Origin of the sequence: Streptomyces rimosus subsp. rimosus, from assembly GCF_000720725.1 — a bacterium.
GTDB classification, from domain to species: Bacteria; Actinomycetota; Actinomycetes; order Streptomycetales; family Streptomycetaceae; genus Streptomyces; species Streptomyces rimosus_A.
Genome location: NZ_JOCQ01000021.1, coordinates 39,550 through 58,671 on the forward strand (window position 1 = coordinate 39,550; position 19,122 = coordinate 58,671).

19 protein-coding genes are annotated in these 19,122 nt (G+C 73.1%); 11 read left to right on the top strand and 8 right to left on the bottom strand.

What is annotated here, in order from left to right:
• Nucleotides 1-76 precede the first annotated feature (76 nt).
• Nucleotides 77-1,003: a MurR/RpiR family transcriptional regulator gene (locus IH45_RS0113600; RefSeq protein ID WP_030666605.1), complete on the bottom strand. Its 927-nt coding sequence runs from the start codon at nt 1,001-1,003 to the stop codon at nt 77-79.
• Nucleotides 1,004-1,146: 143 nt separating this feature from the next.
• Nucleotides 1,147-2,676: an aromatic amino acid ammonia-lyase gene (locus IH45_RS0113605; RefSeq protein WP_030666608.1), complete on the bottom strand. Its 1,530-nt coding sequence runs from the start codon at nt 2,674-2,676 to the stop codon at nt 1,147-1,149.
• Between the two features lie 190 nt (nt 2,677-2,866).
• On the opposite strand from IH45_RS0113605, the gene IH45_RS0113615 reads away from it, so the two are divergent.
• Nucleotides 2,867-4,447, top strand: coding sequence for an alpha/beta hydrolase (locus IH45_RS0113615; protein ID WP_050514810.1), 1,581 nt, complete (start codon nt 2,867-2,869; stop codon nt 4,445-4,447).
• On the opposite strand, the gene IH45_RS0113620 is transcribed toward IH45_RS0113615, so the two are convergent.
• Nucleotides 4,444-5,175 (bottom strand): S1 family peptidase, encoded by a 732-nt coding sequence (locus IH45_RS0113620; protein WP_030666612.1) that lies wholly within the window; start codon nt 5,173-5,175, stop codon nt 4,444-4,446. The two genes, IH45_RS0113615 and IH45_RS0113620, sit on opposite strands and share 4 nt — an antisense overlap.
• Nucleotides 5,176-5,438: 263 nt before the next feature.
• Between IH45_RS0113620 and IH45_RS0113625 the strand changes: the two genes are divergently transcribed.
• Nucleotides 5,439-5,915, top strand: coding sequence for a hypothetical protein (locus tag IH45_RS0113625; RefSeq protein ID WP_078897514.1), 477 nt, complete (start codon nt 5,439-5,441; stop codon nt 5,913-5,915).
• Between the two features lie 19 nt (nt 5,916-5,934).
• Here IH45_RS0113625 and IH45_RS0113630 read toward each other — a convergent pair whose 3' ends face one another.
• Nucleotides 5,935-6,951: a LacI family DNA-binding transcriptional regulator gene (locus IH45_RS0113630; RefSeq protein WP_030666624.1), complete on the bottom strand. Its 1,017-nt coding sequence runs from the start codon at nt 6,949-6,951 to the stop codon at nt 5,935-5,937.
• Nucleotides 6,952-7,157: 206 nt separating this feature from the next.
• Here IH45_RS0113630 and IH45_RS0113635 point away from each other — a divergent pair, with 206 nt between their 5' ends.
• From IH45_RS0113635 to IH45_RS0113650, 4 genes are all read left to right on the top strand, one after another.
• Complete coding sequence (locus IH45_RS0113635; RefSeq protein ID WP_030666626.1) at nt 7,158-8,069, top strand: amidohydrolase family protein; 912 nt, start codon at nt 7,158-7,160, stop codon at nt 8,067-8,069.
• Nucleotides 8,069-8,614 (top strand): cysteine dioxygenase, encoded by a 546-nt coding sequence (locus IH45_RS0113640; protein ID WP_030666628.1) that lies wholly within the window; start codon nt 8,069-8,071, stop codon nt 8,612-8,614. Before IH45_RS0113635 ends, IH45_RS0113640 begins: the two co-directional genes overlap by 1 nt.
• A gap of 146 nt (nt 8,615-8,760) precedes the next feature.
• Entirely contained in the window at nt 8,761-10,203 is a 1,443-nt protein-coding gene (locus IH45_RS0113645) for a purine-cytosine permease family protein (RefSeq protein ID WP_030666630.1), read from the top strand.
• Nucleotides 10,204-10,213: 10 nt separating this feature from the next.
• Nucleotides 10,214-10,636 carry a hypothetical protein gene (locus IH45_RS0113650; protein ID WP_030666632.1) on the top strand — a complete coding sequence of 141 codons (423 nt, stop codon included), beginning with the start codon at nt 10,214-10,216 and terminating at the stop codon, nt 10,634-10,636.
• Nucleotides 10,637-10,970: 334 nt separating this feature from the next.
• Here IH45_RS0113650 and IH45_RS0113655 read toward each other — a convergent pair whose 3' ends face one another.
• Nucleotides 10,971-12,362 (bottom strand): cystathionine beta-synthase, encoded by a 1,392-nt coding sequence (locus IH45_RS0113655; protein ID WP_030666634.1) that lies wholly within the window; start codon nt 12,360-12,362, stop codon nt 10,971-10,973.
• A gap of 262 nt (nt 12,363-12,624) precedes the next feature.
• On the opposite strand from IH45_RS0113655, the gene IH45_RS0113660 reads away from it, so the two are divergent.
• From IH45_RS0113660 to IH45_RS0113670, 3 genes are all read left to right on the top strand, one after another.
• A complete protein-coding gene (locus tag IH45_RS0113660; protein WP_030666636.1) occupies nt 12,625-13,656 on the top strand; it encodes an SGNH/GDSL hydrolase family protein in 1,032 nt (343 codons plus the stop codon).
• Between the two features lie 191 nt (nt 13,657-13,847).
• Nucleotides 13,848-15,068, top strand: coding sequence for an acetyl-CoA C-acetyltransferase (locus tag IH45_RS0113665; protein ID WP_030666638.1), 1,221 nt, complete (start codon nt 13,848-13,850; stop codon nt 15,066-15,068).
• Between the two features lie 357 nt (nt 15,069-15,425).
• Nucleotides 15,426-16,337, top strand: coding sequence for a hypothetical protein (locus IH45_RS0113670; RefSeq protein WP_030666640.1), 912 nt, complete (start codon nt 15,426-15,428; stop codon nt 16,335-16,337).
• A gap of 85 nt (nt 16,338-16,422) precedes the next feature.
• Here IH45_RS0113670 and IH45_RS0113675 read toward each other — a convergent pair whose 3' ends face one another.
• Complete coding sequence (locus tag IH45_RS0113675; RefSeq protein ID WP_030666643.1) at nt 16,423-16,737, bottom strand: hypothetical protein; 315 nt, start codon at nt 16,735-16,737, stop codon at nt 16,423-16,425.
• A gap of 98 nt (nt 16,738-16,835) precedes the next feature.
• Between IH45_RS0113675 and IH45_RS0113680 the strand changes: the two genes are divergently transcribed.
• Complete coding sequence (locus IH45_RS0113680) at nt 16,836-17,063, top strand: DUF4287 domain-containing protein (RefSeq protein WP_003984087.1); 228 nt, start codon at nt 16,836-16,838, stop codon at nt 17,061-17,063.
• 103 nt (nt 17,064-17,166) lie between these two features.
• Here the strand turns inward: IH45_RS0113680 and IH45_RS0113685 are convergent, their stop codons facing one another.
• Together IH45_RS0113685 and IH45_RS0113690 are read right to left on the bottom strand one after the other, a co-directional pair.
• A complete protein-coding gene (locus IH45_RS0113685; RefSeq protein ID WP_030666645.1) occupies nt 17,167-18,027 on the bottom strand; it encodes a Bax inhibitor-1/YccA family protein in 861 nt (286 codons plus the stop codon).
• A gap of 260 nt (nt 18,028-18,287) precedes the next feature.
• Complete coding sequence (locus IH45_RS0113690; RefSeq protein WP_030666649.1) at nt 18,288-18,686, bottom strand: rodlin; 399 nt, start codon at nt 18,684-18,686, stop codon at nt 18,288-18,290.
• A 210-nt stretch (nt 18,687-18,896) separates the two neighbouring features.
• Here IH45_RS0113690 and IH45_RS1000000148695 point away from each other — a divergent pair, with 210 nt between their 5' ends.
• Entirely contained in the window at nt 18,897-19,070 is a 174-nt protein-coding gene (locus IH45_RS1000000148695) for a hypothetical protein (protein WP_158813073.1), read from the top strand.
• The last annotated feature ends 52 nt before the right edge of the window (nt 19,071-19,122 follow it).

The window sequence follows — 19,122 nt, forward strand, 5'->3', positions numbered from 1 at the left end:
GGCGGATCGTAGCCAGCCCGTCTGAGAATTCCGTGAAGCCGCGGAAGGCAGGGCGGGGCCGGGCGGGCCCGGCCGCTCACTCCACGAACAGTCCCCGTTCCGCAGCCTTCGCGTCGAACTCCTCCAGCCGCGCCTGCGCGTCCGGCAGCGCGTCGCACATCGCCTCCAGCAGGACGCGGCCGAGCAGCATCGGCGCGCAGGCCGTGTCGAAGGCGAGACCGGTGCCGACCGCGGCGGGCAGCAGCAGGTCCGTGTGGCGGGCGACCGGCGCGAAGGCGCTGTCGGCGACGGTGACGACGGTCAGCCCGGCCTCGTGCGCGTACTCCAGGGCGTCCACGACCTCGCGCGGGTGGCGCGGCAGCGCAAAGCACAGCAGGGTGCTCGCGCCCGCCTGCACCGCCGCGTCGATGCGGTCGGTGAGCATCGTGCCGCCCTCGTCGAGCAGCCGGACGTCCGGGTGGACCTTGCGGGCGAAGTACGCGAATCCGGCGGCCTGCGCGGTCGCCGCGCGCAGCCCGAGGACCGGCAGGGGCCGGGAGGCCGCGAAGAGCCGCCCGGCCCGGACCACCGGCCCCGGATCGGCCAGCACCGCCGCGAGGTGGCGCAGGTTGTCGATCTCCGCCTGTACGGCCTGCTGGTACTCGTTGTACGTGCCGGTGCCGCGCGCGGACGCGGCGGGCGCCACCTCGCGCAGGTGCTTGCGCAGCGCCGGGTAGCCGTCGAAGCCGAGCGCGACCGCGAAGCGGGTCACGGACGGCTGGCTGACCCCGGCCAGTTCGGCGAGCTCGACGCTGGAGAGGAACGGCGCGTCGGCGGCCCGGCGCACCATGCAGTGGGCGATGCGCCGCTGGGTCGGGGTCAGGCGGTGCCCCTCGAAGAGTTTCTGGAGGCGGGCCGCGGTGCCGGTGGCCTCGGCGGGGCCGGGCGGGGGCGCGCCCGTGTCCGCCGCGGCCCGTGCGTCCGCCGCTTTCCTGCCGCGGTCCTCGCCGCCGTCCCCGATCATCGCTGCCTCCCGGCCGTGTCCGCGGCCGTGCTCCCGGCCTTCGTGTCGTTGCTGGTCGTGCGGGGCGGCGCGCCGTGCGCCCGCCGTCCCGCCGCCCGACTGTACGTAATCCGGGCCCCCGCCCGGCGGCTTCCGGCCCCGGATCACAGCGCGGCCAGCCCGTCCAGCAGGGTTTCCGCCACCGCCACGTCCGCCGTCAGCGGCCGGTCGGCCATCCGCGCGTCCAGCGCCCCGGCGGCCAGGGCGAACGCGCGCGCCGCCGGTACGTCCGGCTCGGGCTCCAGCGAGCGCATCCGCAACGCCCGTACCGCGGCGACGAGTTCGCAGGCGAGCACCCGCCGGTACGCGACGGCGGCGCGCAGCGCCTGGCGCGCGCCGAGCGACGCGAAGCTGGCCTGTTCCTCGACGCCGCGGGAGAGGACCGCGTGCCCCAAGGAGGCGGGCTGCGAGGCGGCCCGCAGTTCGCCGAGGGCGGCCCCGGCCGCGTATTCGAGGATCATCACGCCGGAGCTGGCCGGCGCGTGGTCCCCGAGGAACGGGCGCAGCCGGGTGAAGTCCGGCTCGGAGAGCGCGGCGAGGCGGGCCGTGGACAGCAGCGCGGTCTGGAGCACGGCGAGCCGGAAGCCGTCCAGGGCGAGGGCCGGGTGCGCGGCGTAGAAGTTGCCGTGGTGGTACGCCGCCTGGTCCGCCACGCTGATGAGCGGGTTCTCGGCCGCCGCGTTGACCTCGACGGCGAGGACCCGTTCGAGGGCGTCGGCGGCGTCCAGCGCGGGCCCGTGGATCTGCGGGACGCAGCGGAAGCCGTACGGGTCCTGGATGCGGCCCAGCGGCGGCGCGGGCCGGGCCGGTGCCCCGGTCAGCTCCCGCATCCGGGCCGCGACGGCGGCCGTTCCGGGGTGCGGGCGGGCCTGGACGACCGGCTCGGCGAAGGGTTCGTACGAGCCGCCGACCGCCAGCAGGGAGAGCGCGGCCACCGGCAGCGCCGCGTCCAGCAGGCGCCGTGTCCCGTCCAGCGCGAGCGCGGCCTGGCCGAGGGTGAGGGCGTTGCTGCTGATGAGGGCGAGCGCGTCATTGCCGTCCAGGGCGAGCGGGGCGGGCGCCGGGCCACCGGCCCAGGGGTGTTCGCCCACGAGGGCCAGCCCGGTCTGGGCGAGCGCTGCGAGGTCCCCGGTGCCGACCGCGCCGTACTCGTTCACGACCGGATACGCGCCGCTCTCCAGCGCCCCGGCCAGCGCCGTGATCACCTCGGGCCGCAGCCCGGCGCCGCCCGCCAGCAGCTGGTTGGCGCGGACGGCCAGCATGGCGCGCACCTCCCGCGCGGGCAGCGGGTCCCCGATCGCCCCGGCGTGACTGCGCAGCAGCCGCAGCCCGTGCCCGTCGTCGGCGGCGACCACGTCCTCCGTACGGTTGGCGCCGACGCCGGTGCTGCGCCCGTAGACCCGGCCGGTGGCGGCGAGCCGGCGGGCGGTCTCCCAGGACTCCCGCGCGTACGCCAGGCCCTTGGGGTCGAGCACCGCGGGCCGGGCCGTACGTTCGGCGAGGCCGACGATCCCGCCCACGCCGAGACTGCGCCCGTCCAGCACCACCGTGGACAGGGGCGGCGACGGGACGACGCCCGCGCCCCCGGACGTACGACCGCCCCGCCTGCCCTGATCCAGAGACCGGGACTCCATGGCGCCGCCCCCTCTCGGCATCTATTCACTCACCCTGACTCTGCATGACGATATACAGGACGGACAAGAGGCAGGCCGCCGCCAACCGGCAGATCACCCTCCGGTACGGCGGGGGGGTGGGGCACACCCCCGCCCCGATCCTGGTGCTGCCCCGCTGGGCGTCCGGCGCCCGCCCGGACAGGCTGTTCCCATGCGAAACTCCAAACGCCGCCGCCCCGTTGGGGCCCCCGTTCTGGCCGCCGCCGCGGCTCTCGCCACGGTCCTGCCGTTCCTCGCGCCACCCGACGCCGCCGCTTCGGCGCCCCCGGCCCGGCCCCGGACCTCACTCGACTGGCAGCCGTGCCGCTCGGCGACTGCCGGGGCCGCGCAGCAGTGCGCGACGCTGAAGGTCCCCCTGGACTACAAGGACCCGGGCGGCAGACAGATAGATCTCGCGGTCTCCCGCATCCCGGCCAAGGACCCGGCCGCGCGCCGCGGGGCACTGCTGCTGATCCCCGGCGGGCCGGGCAATACGGGGCTGGACCGGCCCACCACCGCGAAGCTCTCGGAACGCCTGCGCGCCGCCTACGACATCATCGGCTTCGATCCGCGCGGCGTGGGCCACAGCTCGCCCGTGAGCTGCGGACTTCCGTACGCCGACCTGTCCGTGACCACCCTGCGCCCGTGGCCCGCGCCGGACGGCTCCATCACCGGCAACATCGCCACCGCCCGCCGGCTGGCCACCGCCTGTGCCCGTAACGGCGGGCCGGTGCTGCGCAGCATCAGCACCGCCAACGAGGCCCGGGACATCGACCGCATCCGGCAGGCCCTGGGCGAGCGCCGACTGTCCGGCCTGGGCCTCTCGTACGGGGCGTACGCCGGCGCGGTGTACGCGCAGCTCTTTCCGGACCGTACGGCCCACTGGGTGCTGGACAGCAACGGCGACCCCGACCCGGCCCGGGTGGAGCGCGGCTGGGCGGCGAACGCCGCCGTCGGCGCCGAGGACCGCTTCCCCGACTTCGCGGCGCGGGCCGCCGACCCGGCACGCGCCGACCGGCTCGCCGACCGCCCGGAGGACGTCCGTCCGCTGTTCCTGGACCTCGCGGCCCGCCTCGACCGCACCCCGCTGCCCTGGCCGAACGCCAACCCCGCCGAGCTGAACGGCAACGTCCTGCGCCAGCACCTGCTGGCGAGCCTCTACTCCGACGGCCGGATGGACGGCCTGATCACGCTGATGCGCGCCGCCCGCGCCAAGCTGGACGACCCGAACGCCGCGGACCTGCCCGCGCAGCCGGTGCCGTCCTCGCCGGACATCGAGACCCAGCAGCACACCGCCGCCGCCTCGGTCGCCACCCTCTGCAACGACGTGGCCTGGCCCCGTTCCCCGGAGGCGTACGCCCGTGACGTGGCCGCCGACCGTGTCCGCCACCCGCTGACGGCCGGCATGCCGGTCAACATCATGCCCTGTTCCTTCTGGCCGTCGCCGCCCGCCGAGCAGCCGGTACGCATCACTTCGCACGGCCCGTCGAACGTCCTGCTCATCCAGAACCGCCGCGACCCGGCCACCCCGCTCGCCGGTGCCCGCGCCATGCGCCGGGCCTTCGGCGACCGCGCCCGGATGATCACCGTCGAGGCCGGTGGCCACGGCGCCTACCAGGGCGACGACCGCACCTGCGGGGACGCGCGGACCACTGCGTTCCTGCTCACCGGCGCCCGCCCGGCCACCGACATCACCTGTCCCGGCGCAGCACCGTCGAGTCACCGGGACGGGCCCGTCCGTGCCGCGCGCTAGTGCCGGATGACCGAACGGATCCAGGCCAGTTGCTGGGAGATCTCTCCCGCCTGGGCGACCGTCTCCCGGTCCGAGCCGTTGAAGACGCCGAGGAGGGTTTCGGCGCCGTGCGGGGCGACGCTCATCACCGGGCCGCCGGAGTCGCCGCCGGCCGGAATGCCGGACACCTTCTCCATGCAGAAGTCCGGGCCGCCCGGTGCGGTGTAGCCCTTGCACCGGGGGTCGTCCGGCCGTACGACCCGCAGGTTCGACTGCTTGAGCACCGGGGACTGGCAGGCGTTCTCGTCCTCGGTGCAGGTGGCGCCCCATCCGTACTGCCGCACGGTCTGGCCGACGTGGACCGGGGCGGTGGCCAGGCGCGCCGTGGGGATCTTCATCGGCGGGACCTTGATGAGCATCATGTCGGCCGTGCTGCCCACGCGCTTGCCGGGCAGCGGGCGGACCGTGGTGCCCTTGCGCATGTCGAGGTTGCCGATCCGGAAGGAGATCCGCTTGTCGGCGATCGGCTCCGCCTGCTCGTAGAAGCAGTGCGAGGCGCTGAGTATCCACTGGGGCGCGACCGCGGTGCCCGTGCACGCCGGTTTGCCGTCGACGAGCATGCGCACCGCCCACGGGCCGTAGGTGCTCTTCGACCCGCCGATGACGGCGGAGGCGGGCGCGGACCACACCACCGAACCCGTCACCAGCAGTAAAGCGGTCAGCAAGAGCACACGAACGCGACGCACCATCCGGAACAACTCCTTTGTCGGGTTTGGGCCGTACCGATGGTGAGACAGCCCGCCGGGCCGAAAGGTTCCGGATTATCCGAACAACGGCCCTTTCGCATACGCGTGGGCGTGCGGGTTCCGGTGGAGCCCCGGGCGGCGGGCCCGCCGCCCGCCATGACATTTGTCCCGCCCAGCCAGGGACGCTTGATGCTGCCGCGCAGCCCGGCGGCTCAGCAGGATGGAGACATCACAGAGCAGCGGTACTTCACCACCAAGGGGCGGACATGAAGATCTTCACGAAGGCGCGGAAGAACGCGGGGCGGCAGGTTTCCGCGGAGGAGCTGGCGAACGTGAAGCCGCTGCCGGTGTGGTTCTTCGCGTTCGAGGGGGTGCTGGGGGCCGCTTACGACCTGTGCCACGCGTGGTCCGGCGCCTGGACGGTGATCCTCGCCTTCGCGGCGGTCAACATCGTCGTCGGGCTGACCGTGCTGCGCCGCCGGATCAAGCTGGTGAAGGCGCTGCTGAAGAACTCCCGCACGCGGTTCATCGCCTTCGGCCTGATCGCCTTCCGGATGGGTGCGCACGCGCTGCTGGGGGCGGTCGGCGCCCAGGTCGCGTCCGCGGCCGGGCACCTGCTGTTCGCGGTGGTCATGGGCGGCACGACGGTCGCGCTGCTGTGGTTCGACCAGCGCGTCACCTTCCGCGCCCTGGGGCTGGCTCCCGGCACCGCCCGGACCCCGCAGACCGCCCTCCCCGCCTGACGCACCCGGCCCGGGGACTTCAGACCCGTACGGCCGACCCCCGCTCGCTCAGCCGTGGCGCGCACAGCATGCGCTTGCGCCGTACCCGCCGCCCCTCGATCGCCGCGACGGCCAGCCGCGCCGCCTCCTCGGCGATACCGGTGAGGCCCCAGTCCAGCGTCGTCAGGGGCGGGGTGAGCACCTGGGAGACGGGGTGGTCGTCGAAGCCGACCACCGAGATGTCCCGGCCGACCTTCAGCGACGCCTCGGCCGCCGCCGCGTAGACCCCGTACGCGATCGAGTCGGAGAAGCAGAACACCGCCGTCGAACGGGCCCCGTCCGCGCCGCCGTCGCGCAGCACGCGCCGCGCCACCGCCGTCGCCTCGCCCAGTTCCTGGGCGCACGGGAGCACTTCGGCCGCGATGCCGAGCCGCCCGGCGGCTTCCCGTACGTACACGTCGGCGGGCCGGTCCGGGGTGGAGGGGCCGGTCGGGGTCAGGACCGTGATCCGCCGGTGGCCCAGTCCGGTCAGGTATTCCAGTACGGCGTCGATCCCCGCGCGGTTGTCGAACAGCACTTCTCCCGCCGTACGGGCGCGGCGCAGCGAGTCGCCGATGGACACCACCGGCACCGCCTCGGCGATCTGCGCCCAGCCCGCCGCCGAGGGATCGACCGGGGACACCAGCAGGCCGTCCACCCGCTGGTCACGGAGCTGTTTGGCCAGGGCGAGCTCGCGTTGCGGGTCGCCGCCCGCGTCCAGGATGAGGGCGTAGCGGTCGCCCGCGAGGAGTTCCCGCCCTATCGCCGCCATCAGGTGCTGCTGCCACAGGTCCTGGAGGTCGCCGGCCAGCACACCGACCATGCTCGTCCGGCCGCTGGCCAGGGCGCGGGCGATCGGGTCGGCCTCGTAACCGAGTTCGGCGGCGGCCTTGCGCACCCGTTCCTCGGTCTCCTTGGAGACGTGCGTGCCGCGCAGCGCGTAGGAGACGGCGGCGGTGGAGAGCCCGGTGGCCTCGGCCACCTCGCGGAGAGTGGTGCGCTTACGGGGCCTGGCCATGCCGGAAGCCTACCCAAGGGGCCGCCCCGTCCCGCGTGTTGCACCGCGCGGACGCCGTGCCGTGCGCGTGCCCGCCCCCGCCGTTCCCTTGACACGGATTCGGGTTAATCGCTTCACTTAATCGCGTAACTGAAGCGGTTAACTTCCCTGGTTCCGGACCGCTTCGAGGCGCACCACCCGACCGGTCCCCCTCCCGGAGGGAGCCCGTGCCCACCGATGTCCACCAGCACCTCTGGCCGCCGCGGTTCCGCGCGCTGCTGCGTGCGCGCACCACGCCGCCCCGCCTCGACGGCCGGACGCTGCACCTGCCCGGCGAGCCCCCGTACGCCGTCGACCCCGCCGAACACGACCCCGCCGCCCGTACGGAACGCGCCCGCGCCGACGGCCTCGACCGGGCCCTGCTCTCGCTCTCCAGCCCCCTCGGCATCGAATTCCTGCAGCCCGCCGAAGCAGCCCCGCTCCTCGACGCCTTCCACGACGAAGCCCTCGCCCTGCCCGCCCCGTTCGGCGTCTGGGCCTCCCCCTGCCTGTCCGTTCCCGTCCCCGACCCCGGACCCGTCGTACGCCTGCTGCGCCGCGGCTGCGCCGGCCTCCAGCTCCCCGCCACGGCCTTGACGGACGCCGCCGGGTGGAGGCGCTGCGGGCCGCTGCTCGACGGCGTGGCCCGTCTCGGGCGGCCGCTGTTCGTCCACCCCGGAGCCGCGCCGCCGGCCCCGCCCGGCAGCCCGCCGTGGTGGCCCGCCCTCGTCCCCTACCTCCAGCAGCTGCACGCCGCCTGGTTCGCCTTCCGCGCCTTCGGCCGTCCCCACCACCCGCACCTGCGCGTCTGCTTCGCCGCCCTCGCGGGCCTCGCCCCGCTGCACGGCGAGCGGCTGGCGGCACGCGGCGGCCGGGACCGCGGGCGCGTCGACCCCGGCGTCTTCTACGAGACCTCCTCGTACGGCACGCGTGCCGTGGACACGGTCGTCCGCGCCGTCGGCATCGACGCCGTGGTCTTCGGCAGCGACCGCCCGTACGCCGTGCCGGACGTGCCCGACCTCGGCGCCGCCGCCGTACACGCCCTGTACACCGCCAACCCGGCCCGCCTCCTCGGCCCGGCGAAGGGAGCCCGCCCGTAATGCCCGAGCCCCGTACGCACCACTGCCCGGACCCGCCCGCCGCCTCTCCCCGCACCCCCGGCCTCTTCACCGCCCTTCCCGCCCGCAATCTCGACAAGCGGGAACTGCGCTCCCTCGTCGAGCGGCTGGCCGGCCTGCCCGGCCTGTGGCGCGGCGAGGTCGCCTTCTCCGACACCGAGCGGCACTACGCCTCCCTGCACCGCGACACGTACGTCGACGTCTGGCTGCTGTGCTGGACCCGGCGCAGCGACACCGGCTGGCACGACCACGACCTCTCGTCCGGCGCGGTGCGCGTGGTGCAGGGCGTGCTGACCGAGTCCAATCCGCGCATCGGCGGCGCCCATCTGGCCACCGCCGTCGGCTCAGGCGCCTCCTTCTGCTTCGGCCCGGACCACATCCACCGCCTCACCGGCGCCACCGACGACACGGTCTCGCTGCACGCCTACTCGCCGCCGCTGTGGCGGCTCGGCCAGTACGCCATCACCGAGGACGGCCTGATGCGCCGCCTCTCCGTCTCGTACGCGGACGAACTCCGCCCCCTGTAGGCCCGCGGCCGCCCGGAGCCCCCGTACGGCCGGGCCGGCGTCCGTAGGGCCCCGCGCGCCATCTTTTCCTGTCCGGGGTATTGATTTATTCATTCACCCGCATCGATCCTGCATGAACTCATACAGCCGGGACGAGGAGGCGGCCGATGGCGGCAGTGGTGGAACGGCATTCGATCGACGTCGTACCGGACGCCGAACGCCACGGCTCGCCGGTCAGCCAGTTCACCCTGTGGCTCGGCGCCAACCTCCAGATCACCGCCGTGGTCACCGGCGCGCTGGCCGTCGTCTTCGGCGCCCGGGCGTTCTGGGCCGTGCTCGGGCTGCTGCTCGGCAACGTCCTCGGCGGCGCGGTCATGGCCCTGCACTCCGCGCAGGGGCCACGGCTGGGCCTGCCGCAGATGATCTCCTCACGGGCCCAGTTCGGGGTGCGCGGCGCGGTGGTGCCGCTGGCGCTCGTGATCGTCATGTACATCGGCTTCTTCGCCAGCGGCACGGTGCTGGCCGGGCAGGCGGTCGGCGAGCTGACGCATCTCGGCGACACCCCCGGCATCCTCGTCTTCGCCGCGGTCACCGCCGTCGCCGCGGCGGTCGGCTACCGGCTCATCCACCTGCTGGGCCGGGTCGCGAGCGTGGTCTGCGCGCTGGCCTTCCTCTACCTCGGCGCCCGACTGCTGGAGCGCGCCGACCTGGCCACGCTGCTGCACGACCGGTCCTTCTCCTTCCCGCTGTTCCTGCTCGCCGTCTCACTGTCCGCGTCCTGGCAGCTGGCCTTCGGCCCGTACGTCGCCGACTACTCCCGCTACCTGCCCCGGCACACCTCCACCCGCGCCACCTTCTGGTGGACGCTGTCCGGCTCGGTCCTCGGATCGCAGTGGTCGATGACCTTCGGGGCGCTGGCCGCCGCCGCGGCGCCCACCGCCTTCACCGGCCACGAGGTCTCCTACGTGGTCTCCCTCGGCGGCACCGGCCTGGCGGCCTCGGCGCTGTACTTCGTCATCGCCCTCGGCAAGCTGACCATCAACGTCCTGAACACCTACGGCGGCTTCATGTCGCTGGTCACCAGCGTCAGCGGCTTCCGCGGCCGCGCCACCCTGTCACCGCGCGGCCGCACCGCCTACATCACCGGCATCATGCTCGCGGGCACCGCCGTCGCCCTCCTCGGCAAGGACTCCTTCCTCACCTCGTTCAAGGACTTCCTGCTGTTCCTGCTGACCTTCTTCACCCCGTGGTCGGCGATCAACCTGGTCGACTACTACCTGATCTCCAAGGAGCGCTACGACATCCCGGCGCTCAGCGACCCGTCCGGCCGCTACGGCGCCTGGAACGGCGGGGCGCTGGCGGTGTACGGCGCCGGCGTACTGGCCCAGCTCCCGTTCCTGTCCACGCACTTCTACACCGGCCCGCTGGTCGCCCCGCTCGGCGGCGCCGACGTGTCCTGGCTCGTCGGGCTGGCCGTACCCGCCGTCCTGTACTGGGCGGTCGCCCGCCGCGACACCGGCCGCGTGCCGTCCGCCGCGCCGGACGATCCGGCCGCCACCCCCACGGATACGGGGGACAGCCCTACCGCGCCGTCCCCCTCCCGCCCGTAATCTCAGCAGCATGGCTACCCATGACCCCGAGCTGAGGAAAGAACTCGACGCGACCCTGCAGACGCGCAAGGAGCTGGGGCCGGAGTACGAGTCCGAGCTGGTCGAGTCGTTCCTGGAGAAGCTCGACACGACGGTCGACCAGCGGGTGCGCCGGCAGTTCGCCGAGCAGCAGATGCAGGTCGCGCGCGGTGCGCAGCCGCCCCGGCCGCGCGCTTCCGGCGGTGGCGGCAGCGGCTACGCGGAGCGCTTCGGCTTCGCCACGGTCTCGCTGGTCCTCGCGATCCCGCTGTCCGCGATCGGCGCCGCCCACGCGGACCTGGTGGGGCTGCTCGTCAGCTGGGCCGGCATCGTCGGCGTGAACGCGGTGCACGCGTCCGGCTTCTTCAAGCGCTCCCGCCAGGACCACAAGCAGGACGAGGACGGCTGGGAGTAGACCGGCAGCCGCTCGTACGGGCCTGGTGGTGGCGCGGGGACCGCCGCACCCCGGCCGGAGCCGGGGGCGGGACGACGGCGGTCCCCGCGGGGGACGCGGGCCGGGTCAGGGCCGGCCGTGCGCGTCCGGGCGATCTGCGGAAGGTCCGGGAGCCGCTCCGGAAGTCCGTATCGCCACCGTCACCACTGTGCCGGGCCAGTGTTAAGCCCGTGCTGCGGGCGCGTGACGCATACGTACACCTTGCGGTGCCCGCACGTTTCCTGACGGTCGCTTGACACCGGCTGTCCTCGGTGCAGAGCAACCTCGGAAACGAACCCCAACCCCATCCGAATCACTACCCCTGCTTCGCCTCCCGCGCCAGGAACGCCAGCAGGTCCTGCCGGCTGACCACGCCCTTCGGCTTGCCCTCCACGAGCACGATCGCCGCGTCCGCCTTCTCCAGGACCGTCATCAGGTCACCGACCGGCTCGCCCGAGCCGACCTGCGGCAGCGGCGGGCACATGTGCTTCTCCAGCGGGTCGGCGAGCGACGCGCGCTGCGCGAACAGCGCGTCCAGCAGCTCCCGCTCCACCACCGAGCCGACGACCTCCGCCGCCATCACGTCCGGGTGCCCGGCGCCCGGCTTGACGATCGGCATCTGCGAGACGCCGTACTCGCGCAGCACGTCGATGGCCTCGCCGACCGTCTCCTCCGGGTGCATGTGCACCAGCGAGGGCAGCGCCCCCTCCTTGTGCCGCAGCACGTCGCCGACCCGGGCCGCGGGACCGGCGTCCTCCAGGAAGCCGTAGTCCGCCATCCACTCGTCGTTGAAGATCTTGCTGAGGTAGCCGCGGCCGCTGTCCGGCAGCAGGACGACGACCACGTCGTCCGGGCCGAGCCGCTCGGCGACCTCCAGGCCCGCCACGACCGCCATGCCGCAGGAGCCGCCGACCAGCAGGCCCTCCTCCTTGGCCAGCCGCCGGGTCATCTGGAAGGCGTCCTTGTCCGAGACCGCCACGATCTCGTCCGCGACCGTACGGTCGTAGGCGCTCGGCCAGAAGTCCTCACCGACGCCCTCGATCAGGTACGGGCGGCCCGAGCCGCCGCTGTAGACGGAGCCCTCCGGGTCGGCGCCGACGACCTTGACCCGGCCCTCGCTGGCCTCCTTCAGGTACCGGCCGGTGCCGCTGATGGTGCCGCCGGTGCCGACGCCCGCGACGAAGTGAGTGATTTTCCCCTCGGTCTGTTCCCACAGCTCGGGACCGGTCGTCTCGTAGTGCGAACGCGGGTTGTTCGGGTTGCTGTACTGGTCCGGCTTCCAGGCGCCCGGCGTCTCGCGGACCAGCCGGTCCGAGACGTTGTAGTACGAGTCCGGGTGCTCCGGGTCCACCGCGGTCGGGCAGACCACGACCTCGGCGCCGTACGCCCGCAGCACATTGATCTTGTCGGTGGACACCTTGTCCGGGCACACGAAGATGCACTTGTAGCCCTTCTGCTGGGCCACGATCGCCAGGCCCACCCCGGTGTTCCCCGAGGTCGGCTCGACAATGGTGCCGCCCGGCTTCAGCTCGCCGGACTGCTCGGCGGCCTCGATCATCCGCACCGCGATCCGGTCCTTCACGGACCCGCCCGGGTTGAAGTACTCGACCTTCACCAGGACGGTGGCCTGGATTCCTCGGGTGACGTTGTTGAGCTTCACCAGCGGTGTGTCGCCGACGAGCTCGATCATGGATTCGTAAAACTGCACGGTGGTCTCCGCTGTCGGGGGCGCGCTGTCCTGCGCCCATCCGACCAGCCTATTGCCCGCTCCCGGGACGGCGCCGTGCGTTGCGCGGCCCGCCCGACGGGGCACCACCTTGATGTACCGCTTCTCGTTCCGGCCGCTTCGGCATCCCGAACCGGGTCCCTCGGCCGGCTCCGACCGTCCACCGCCACACCCATTCACCGCCACACCCATCCACCAGCCACCACATGTTCCGAACGCACTGCACGGGGAGGTGCCCGGCCTTATGCCGATGACGATGTCCAGGGCGAGGGTGGCACGGCGGATCGCCGCCGCCGCCGCGGTGGGCGGCGGCGGGATCGGTCTGCTCGGCGTGGCCGGTGTCGGCCTGCTGCTGACCGAGGTCCGCCTCGCCCGCCGTACGGTCGGCGGCTCCAGCGCCGTTCCGCCCAGCGCCGACGGCCGCTACGGATCCGCCTTCGCCCACCGCACCGACCGGCCGCCGCTGCGGCTGGCCTTCCTCGGCGACTCCACGGCCGCGGGCCAGGGCGTGCACCGCCCCCGCCAGACGCCGGGCGCCCTGCTCGCCTCCGGCCTCGCCGCGGTCGCCGAGCTCCCGGTCGACCTGCGCAACGTGGCACTGCCCGGCGCCCAGTCCGACGACCTCGACCGGCAGGTCACGCTCGTCCTGGCGGAGCCGGGGCCCGCGCCCGACGTCGCCGTCATCATGATCGGCGCCAACGACGTCACCCACCGCATGCCGCTCGCCCGCTCCGTGCGCCTGCTGTCCGAGGCGGTGCGCCGGCTGCGCGAGGCCGGCTGCGCCGTGATCGTCGGCACCTGTCCCGACCTGGGCACCATCGAGCCGGTCTACCAGCCGCTGCGCTGGGTCGCGCGCCGCCTGTCCCGGCAGCTCGCCGCCGCGCAGACCATCGGCGTGGTGGCGCACGGCGCCCGTACGGTCTCCCTCGGCGACCTGCTGGGCCCCGAGTTCGAGGCCCACCCGCGCGAGCTGTTCGGCCCCGACAACTACCACCCGTCCGCCGAGGGCTACGCCACCGCCGCGATGGCCGTGCTGCCCACCCTCTGCGCCGCGCTCGGCCTGTGGCCCGAAGAGGAGCGCGTCGAGCCGTACCGCCGCGAGGGCATCCTCCCGGTCGCCGAGGCCGCCGCCCAGGCCGCCGACGAGGGCGGTACGGAGGTCACCCCGACCCGCACGCCGTGGGCCCTGCTCAAGCACCGGCGCCGGCGGCAGATCCCCACGCCGGAGCCGACGGAGGAGGCGGACGCGGCGGGCCGGGCGCGAGGGGCCGACTGATCCGGGCCGTTGCGAGATACGGCGGCGACGGCGCCCCCGGAGTACGGCGGCGGCCGGCGGGCCCGTACCGCGATAAGCATGCGCTTAGAAAAGAGCCCGACATCACAACGCCGACTGCGTGACCTCCGCCTTACGGGCGGGTAACTTCCCCCACAGTTCTGCCCGTCCGCCGTCTTCCTCCTGGAGCCGTCATGCCCGAAGCCGTGATCGTGTCCGCCGCCCGTTCCCCGATCGGCCGCGCCTTCAAGGGCTCCCTGAAGGACGTGCGCCCGGACGACCTGACCGCCGAGATCATCAAGGCGGCGCTCGCCAAGGTCCCCGCGCTGGACCCGAAGGACATCGACGACCTGATGCTCGGCTGCGGTCTGCCGGGCGGCGAACAGGGCCACAACCTGGGCCGCATCGTCGCCGTGCAGATGGGCATGGACCACCTGCCGGGCTGTACGGTCACCCGCTACTGCTCGTCCTCCCTCCAGACGACCCGGATGGCGCTGCACGCCATCAAGGCCGGCGAGGGCGACGTGTTCATCTCGGCCGGCGTCGAGACCGTCTCGCGCTCCGTGAAGGGCACCTCGGACGGGCTGCCCGAGACCCACAACCCGCTGTTCGCCGACGCGGAGGCGCGCACCGCCGCCCGCGCCGAGCAGGAGGGCGCCGACTGGCACGACCCTCGCGAGGACGGCCTGCTGCCCGACCCGTACATCGCGATGGGACAGACCGCCGAGAACCTGGCCCGCGCCAAGGGCGTCACCCGCCAGGACATGGACGAGTTCGGCGTACGGTCCCAGAACCTCGCCGAGCAGGCGATCAAGAACGGGTTCTGGGAGCGCGAGATCACGCCGGTGACCACCCCGGACGGCACGGTCGTCAGCAAGGACGACGGTCCGCGCGCGGGCGTCACCCTCGAAGGCGTGCAGGGCCTCAAGCCGGTCTTCCGCCCCGACGGCCTGGTGACGGCCGGCAACTGCTGCCCGCTCAACGACGGCGCCGCCGCCCTCGTCATCATGTCCGACACCAAGGCCCGCGAGCTGGGCCTGACCCCGCTCGCCCGGATCGTCTCCACCGGCGTCAGCGGCCTGTCGCCGGAGATCATGGGGCTCGGCCCGGTCGAGGCGTCCAAGCAGGCCCTGAAGCGCGCGGGCCTGGGGATCTCCGACATCGACCTGGTGGAGATCAACGAGGCGTTCGCCGCCCAGGTGATCCCCTCGTACCGGGACCTCGGCATCGACCTGGACCGGCTGAACGTCAACGGCGGCGCGATCGCCGTCGGCCACCCCTTCGGCATGACCGGCGCCCGCATCACCACCACGCTGATCAACTCCCTCCAGTGGCACGACAAGCAGTTCGGCCTGGAGACGATGTGCGTGGGCGGCGGCCAGGGCATGGCGATGGTCATCGAGCGCCTGAGCTGACCTTTGCCGCCCGTCGGCGTACGGGACGGGTGCCGCCCCGCGCGGCACCCGTCCCGCCCCGCCCGCCGCACCCGCCCCTCCGGTGCGCCTCACCCGCACCCTGCGTCCCAACTGACGTACCCAGAGCGACCATCGGTGATCTGGCTCACCGGTTGATGAGATCGCGATCAAATCCCCCCATGGATTGTGACCAAACCCCCCAAGGCGGGGTGTCCCCGCAGGTCAGCGCGGTGTCACTCGAACGCACCAGGTCCAAATCCCCGTCCGACCCGGGTCCTCGGCCACTGGGAACGGTCGCCGACGACCGGCAGCCTGATGTAGGAAGTCGGGGGACATTCTGCTAATGGGAGTACGTCAGTGAGCGCCATCACTCTTGCCCTGCTGCTGGCCGCGGCCGTCGCCGTGGCCCTGGGAGCGGCCGCCCTGCACACCGCCCACGCGCTGCGCCGCCAGGTCGCCGGGCTGCGCGCCGAACTGCTCGCCGCGCACGCCGAGACCCGCGCCGAGGCCCGGGCGCAGGCCGCCGCCGCGAGCATCCCCGCCGCCCGCCCGGCCCCGGCCGCCGAGTACGCGCTCGCCGACATACGGGCCGCCGTCGCCGACGCGCTGGCCGAGGAGCGGGAGCGCGAACTGGCCGAGGCCCGCGCCTTCTGGGCCGCCCAGGAGGCCCGGGACGCCGCCGACGCCCCGTCCCTGCTGGGCCCGCTGGACGGCAGCACCGACCACCTCGACCCGCACGAGCGGCTGGACGACCCGTTCTTCCTGCCCCGGCAGGCGGACCTGGCCGGGCTGGAGCCGCTGCTCGGCCCGGACGCGCTGCACACCGCGGACGGCCCGGGCGCCCTGGAGCCGGTGGACGCGCTGGAGAACGAGGCGGTCGAGGAGGCCGAGTCCGCCGAGCTGGCCGCCGCGCGCCGGCGCCACCCCTCGCACCCGGACTTCACCCCGTCCCCCGCCATCGGCGACCACGAGCGCACCGTCAACCGCCTGGAGGAGCTGGCCCGCGACCGCACCCCGCTCGCGGACGTCCGCCCCGGCCCGCTGGGCACCCTCGACGTGTACGTCTTCGCCGACGGCACCACGGTCTGCATGACGCCCGGCCACCGGGAGACCGCCGAGCGCGTCGCCGACGCCCTGCGCGAGGGCAGCACCCCGGTCCTGCTGGGCGGCTCCGGTGTCTCCGGCGCCTACGCCCTGACCTTCTCCTGGGGCCCCGCCACCACCGACAGCGTCTACATCCTCGCGGACCGCGTCATCGCGTCCCTCTGAGATCCCTCTGAGAGCCGCCGCGGGCTCGCGGGAATCCTCGCCTCCCGCCGGGAATCCGGCCGGAAGCGGCCCTTGCCCGGGGCCTTCAGCAGCGCACCGCGGCCTCCCGCACCAGCTCCACCGCCGACGACAGCGCCCGCTCGTCCCCCGCGGCGCGCACCGCCTCCACCAAGTCGTGTCCGGCCACCGCCACTTGGTCGCCGACCGCGAACATGCCCGCGTCCGGGAGCTCGTACGGTTCCCGCCGGGGGTTTTCCAGGCGCTGCGCCCGGTCCGCCAACTCGCGGGCGAGGGCGAGCGCTTCGGCTGCCGCACCCCGCGCCAAGGTGCTCTGCGGCAGCGCCCGCAGGCGGTCGGCGAGGGCGTCCACAGCGGTCTGCAAAGGCGTCACGTCAAGCACAGCCCGAGCTTATGCGCCACTCCCGGGTGGTTGCCAACACCCGAACGGTCAGGCACGGTGGGCTGAAGGACCAGCATCGAACGCGTCCGGAGGCGCCGATGTCTCAACTCTTCTCCGAAGAGACCCACCGGAACCTGCTCTCCCGCATCCCCCACTGCACCGGCCGCGAAGTCTCCGACTGGCTTCGCACGGTAGATGAAGGCCCCGCTCTCTTCCGCTTCGAGGAGAAGGTCAGCTGGCTCCGGGGCGAGCACAACCTCGCCTACGGGCACGCCAAGGCGATCGTCCACGAGTACGACCTCAGGCGCGCAGCGCGCAAGCTCTAGCCGTGCCCGCCCGGAACGCCGAAGGGCCCGTGGGGAGTCCCCCACGGGCCCTTCGTCACGTCCGTGCGCCGGGCGCCGGATCCGGTCACCCGGCGGCGCCGCGTCAGTCCCGCAGGATCGAGATCAGCCGCAGCAGCTCCGTGTAGATCCACACCAGGGTCACCGTCAGGCCGAACGCGGCCAGCCACGACTCCTCGCGCGGAGCGCCGTACGCGATGCCGTCCTCGACCTGCTTGAAGTCCAGGGCCAGGCACAGCGCGCCGAGCACCACGCCGACGACGCCGAACAGGATGCCGAGGCCGCCGCTGCGGAAGCCGAGGCCGTCACCGCCGCCGAAGACCATGAACAGCATGTTGACCATCGACAGCAGCACGAAGCCGAGCATCGCGATGAGCAGGTAGCGCGTGAAGCGGGCGGTGACCCGCACGATGCGGGTCTTGTAGGCGACGAGCATGGCGACGAAGACCGCCATCGTGCCCATCACCGCCTGCATGGGCGCGCCGCTGAGCTTCGGGATGTCGTTGATCGCGCCGCTGAGCGCCCCGAGGAAGATGCCCTCGAAGGCCGCGTACGTCAGGATCAGGGCCGGCGACGGCTTGCGCTTGAAGGACTGGACGAAGCCCAGCACCATCGCGATCAGACCGGCGCCGACGGCGAAGCCGAGGCTCTTGGTCAGGAAGATCCAGCCGACGGCCGCGCCGGCGATGACCGTGCCGAGCGTCACGCCGGTGCGCAGCACGACGTCGTCCATCGTCATCCGGCCGGCCTGCGGCGCGTACGACGGCGCCTGGGTGGCCTGCGCGGCGTCCTGGGCGTAGGGGTTGCCGGACTGGGCGTACGGGTTCGTTCCGGCGTAAGGGTTCGCTGCGGGGCCCCCGGCCTGCGGCGGCGCGTTGAAGCCGGCGTAGCCGTTGTTGTCGCGGCTGAACCCCCGTCGCGAGAAGACCGGGTTGCTGCTCCTCATCTCACTCCTCCATGGCCGCCGTGCGCGGCCTTCCCACAAGGGTAATGGCTTGGCAAAAGCACGTTCTAGTTCTTGAGCAGGATCTTCACCCCCGCCATCGGTGGTCAATCCTGCCCGAGAACGATTCGCGCCGGTGGATCTCCGTATGGAGGACGTACGGGAGGCCGGGAAGGTGCCCGGACGCCGTGGAGGGACCGTACGCGGGCGGCGTGCGGTCCCTCAACGGATTTCGGCGGCCGGTGGCCGGCCGCCGACGACGGTCACTGGTTGTTGGTGCCGTTCTGGGAGAGCAGCGGCAGCTTGTCGATGAGGTGCGACAGCGCCTGGTCCTGCTGGCTCTCGGTCGAGTTCTCGACACACTGCTGGTTCTGGTCCGAGGACAGGATGTCCTGAACACCGACGTTGACCAGCGCCACGATGTTCTGCACGTTCGTGATCGGGATACCGATGCACAGCTTGTTCAGCGAGTTGCCGATGAGCGTGGCGCTCGGGCTCATGTCGCCCTCGGTGCGGTTGTTGCCGAACGACTGGGCCGAGTGGTTGCCGTTGGCCGTCCCCGTGTTGCGGCCGTCGCCCACCGCCATGGCCTCCGGAGTGGCCGCCGCGGAGATACCGACCAGAGACGCGGCAACCGCCACGCCCGCCATCATCTTGTTCATCTCGAAACCCCTTCAGGAAATGAACTCCCATGACGAAGGGAGCCCTGTAAGCAACAACCCGTCACGGCCGGGAAAGTTGCGCATCATCACCCGAACAGATCGACATTCCAGTTCCCGGGCCGGTGTCCCACTCTTCCGTGTGGCTTTCGGCGGCACCGGGCGGGGACGATTCCCTGGCCCGCCGGACAGCGAAAGGACAAAGATTTCCGTATGGCCGCCCACCTGGACGCGACGCACGTGCAAGAGGAAATCGTCGACGCGGTACGCCGCGGCGACGATGCCGGAGTCGACACCCTGCTCGGCCGTTTTGCGCGGGTCGCCGATTTCGAGGCGCTGATGAGCCTGCGCAGGGCGTTGCTGGAGGAGCCGGACAAGACCGGCTGACGGTGGCGCGGCCACCGGTGGCGGCACAGGAAAAGGGCCCGCCTTGCCGGCC

Excerpts from the sequence above, each read along its gene's own strand:
- IH45_RS0113620 (WP_030666612.1), bottom strand. The coding sequence starts at position 5,175 with ATGGTGCGTCGCGTTCGTGTGCTCTTGCTGACCGCTTTACTGCTGGTG.
- IH45_RS0113645 (WP_030666630.1), top strand. The coding sequence starts at position 8,761 with ATGGCGGCAGTGGTGGAACGGCATTCGATCGACGTCGTACCGGACGCC.
- IH45_RS0113665 (WP_030666638.1), top strand. The coding sequence starts at position 13,848 with ATGCCCGAAGCCGTGATCGTGTCCGCCGCCCGTTCCCCGATCGGCCGC.
- IH45_RS0113600 (WP_030666605.1), bottom strand. The coding sequence starts at position 1,003 with ATGATCGGGGACGGCGGCGAGGACCGCGGCAGGAAAGCGGCGGACGCA.
- IH45_RS0113625 (WP_078897514.1), top strand. The coding sequence starts at position 5,439 with ATGAAGATCTTCACGAAGGCGCGGAAGAACGCGGGGCGGCAGGTTTCC.
- IH45_RS0113690 (WP_030666649.1), bottom strand. The coding sequence starts at position 18,686 with ATGAACAAGATGATGGCGGGCGTGGCGGTTGCCGCGTCTCTGGTCGGT.
- IH45_RS0113685 (WP_030666645.1), bottom strand. The coding sequence starts at position 18,027 with ATGAGGAGCAGCAACCCGGTCTTCTCGCGACGGGGGTTCAGCCGCGAC.
- IH45_RS0113650 (WP_030666632.1), top strand. The coding sequence starts at position 10,214 with ATGGCTACCCATGACCCCGAGCTGAGGAAAGAACTCGACGCGACCCTG.
- IH45_RS0113605 (WP_030666608.1), bottom strand. The coding sequence starts at position 2,676 with ATGGAGTCCCGGTCTCTGGATCAGGGCAGGCGGGGCGGTCGTACGTCC.
- IH45_RS0113680 (WP_003984087.1), top strand. The coding sequence starts at position 16,836 with ATGTCTCAACTCTTCTCCGAAGAGACCCACCGGAACCTGCTCTCCCGC.
- IH45_RS0113615 (WP_050514810.1), top strand. The coding sequence starts at position 2,867 with ATGCGAAACTCCAAACGCCGCCGCCCCGTTGGGGCCCCCGTTCTGGCC.
- IH45_RS0113630 (WP_030666624.1), bottom strand. The coding sequence starts at position 6,951 with ATGGCCAGGCCCCGTAAGCGCACCACTCTCCGCGAGGTGGCCGAGGCC.
- IH45_RS0113660 (WP_030666636.1), top strand. The coding sequence starts at position 12,625 with ATGCCGATGACGATGTCCAGGGCGAGGGTGGCACGGCGGATCGCCGCC.
- IH45_RS1000000148695 (WP_158813073.1), top strand. The coding sequence starts at position 18,897 with ATGGCCGCCCACCTGGACGCGACGCACGTGCAAGAGGAAATCGTCGAC.
- IH45_RS0113640 (WP_030666628.1), top strand. The coding sequence starts at position 8,069 with ATGCCCGAGCCCCGTACGCACCACTGCCCGGACCCGCCCGCCGCCTCT.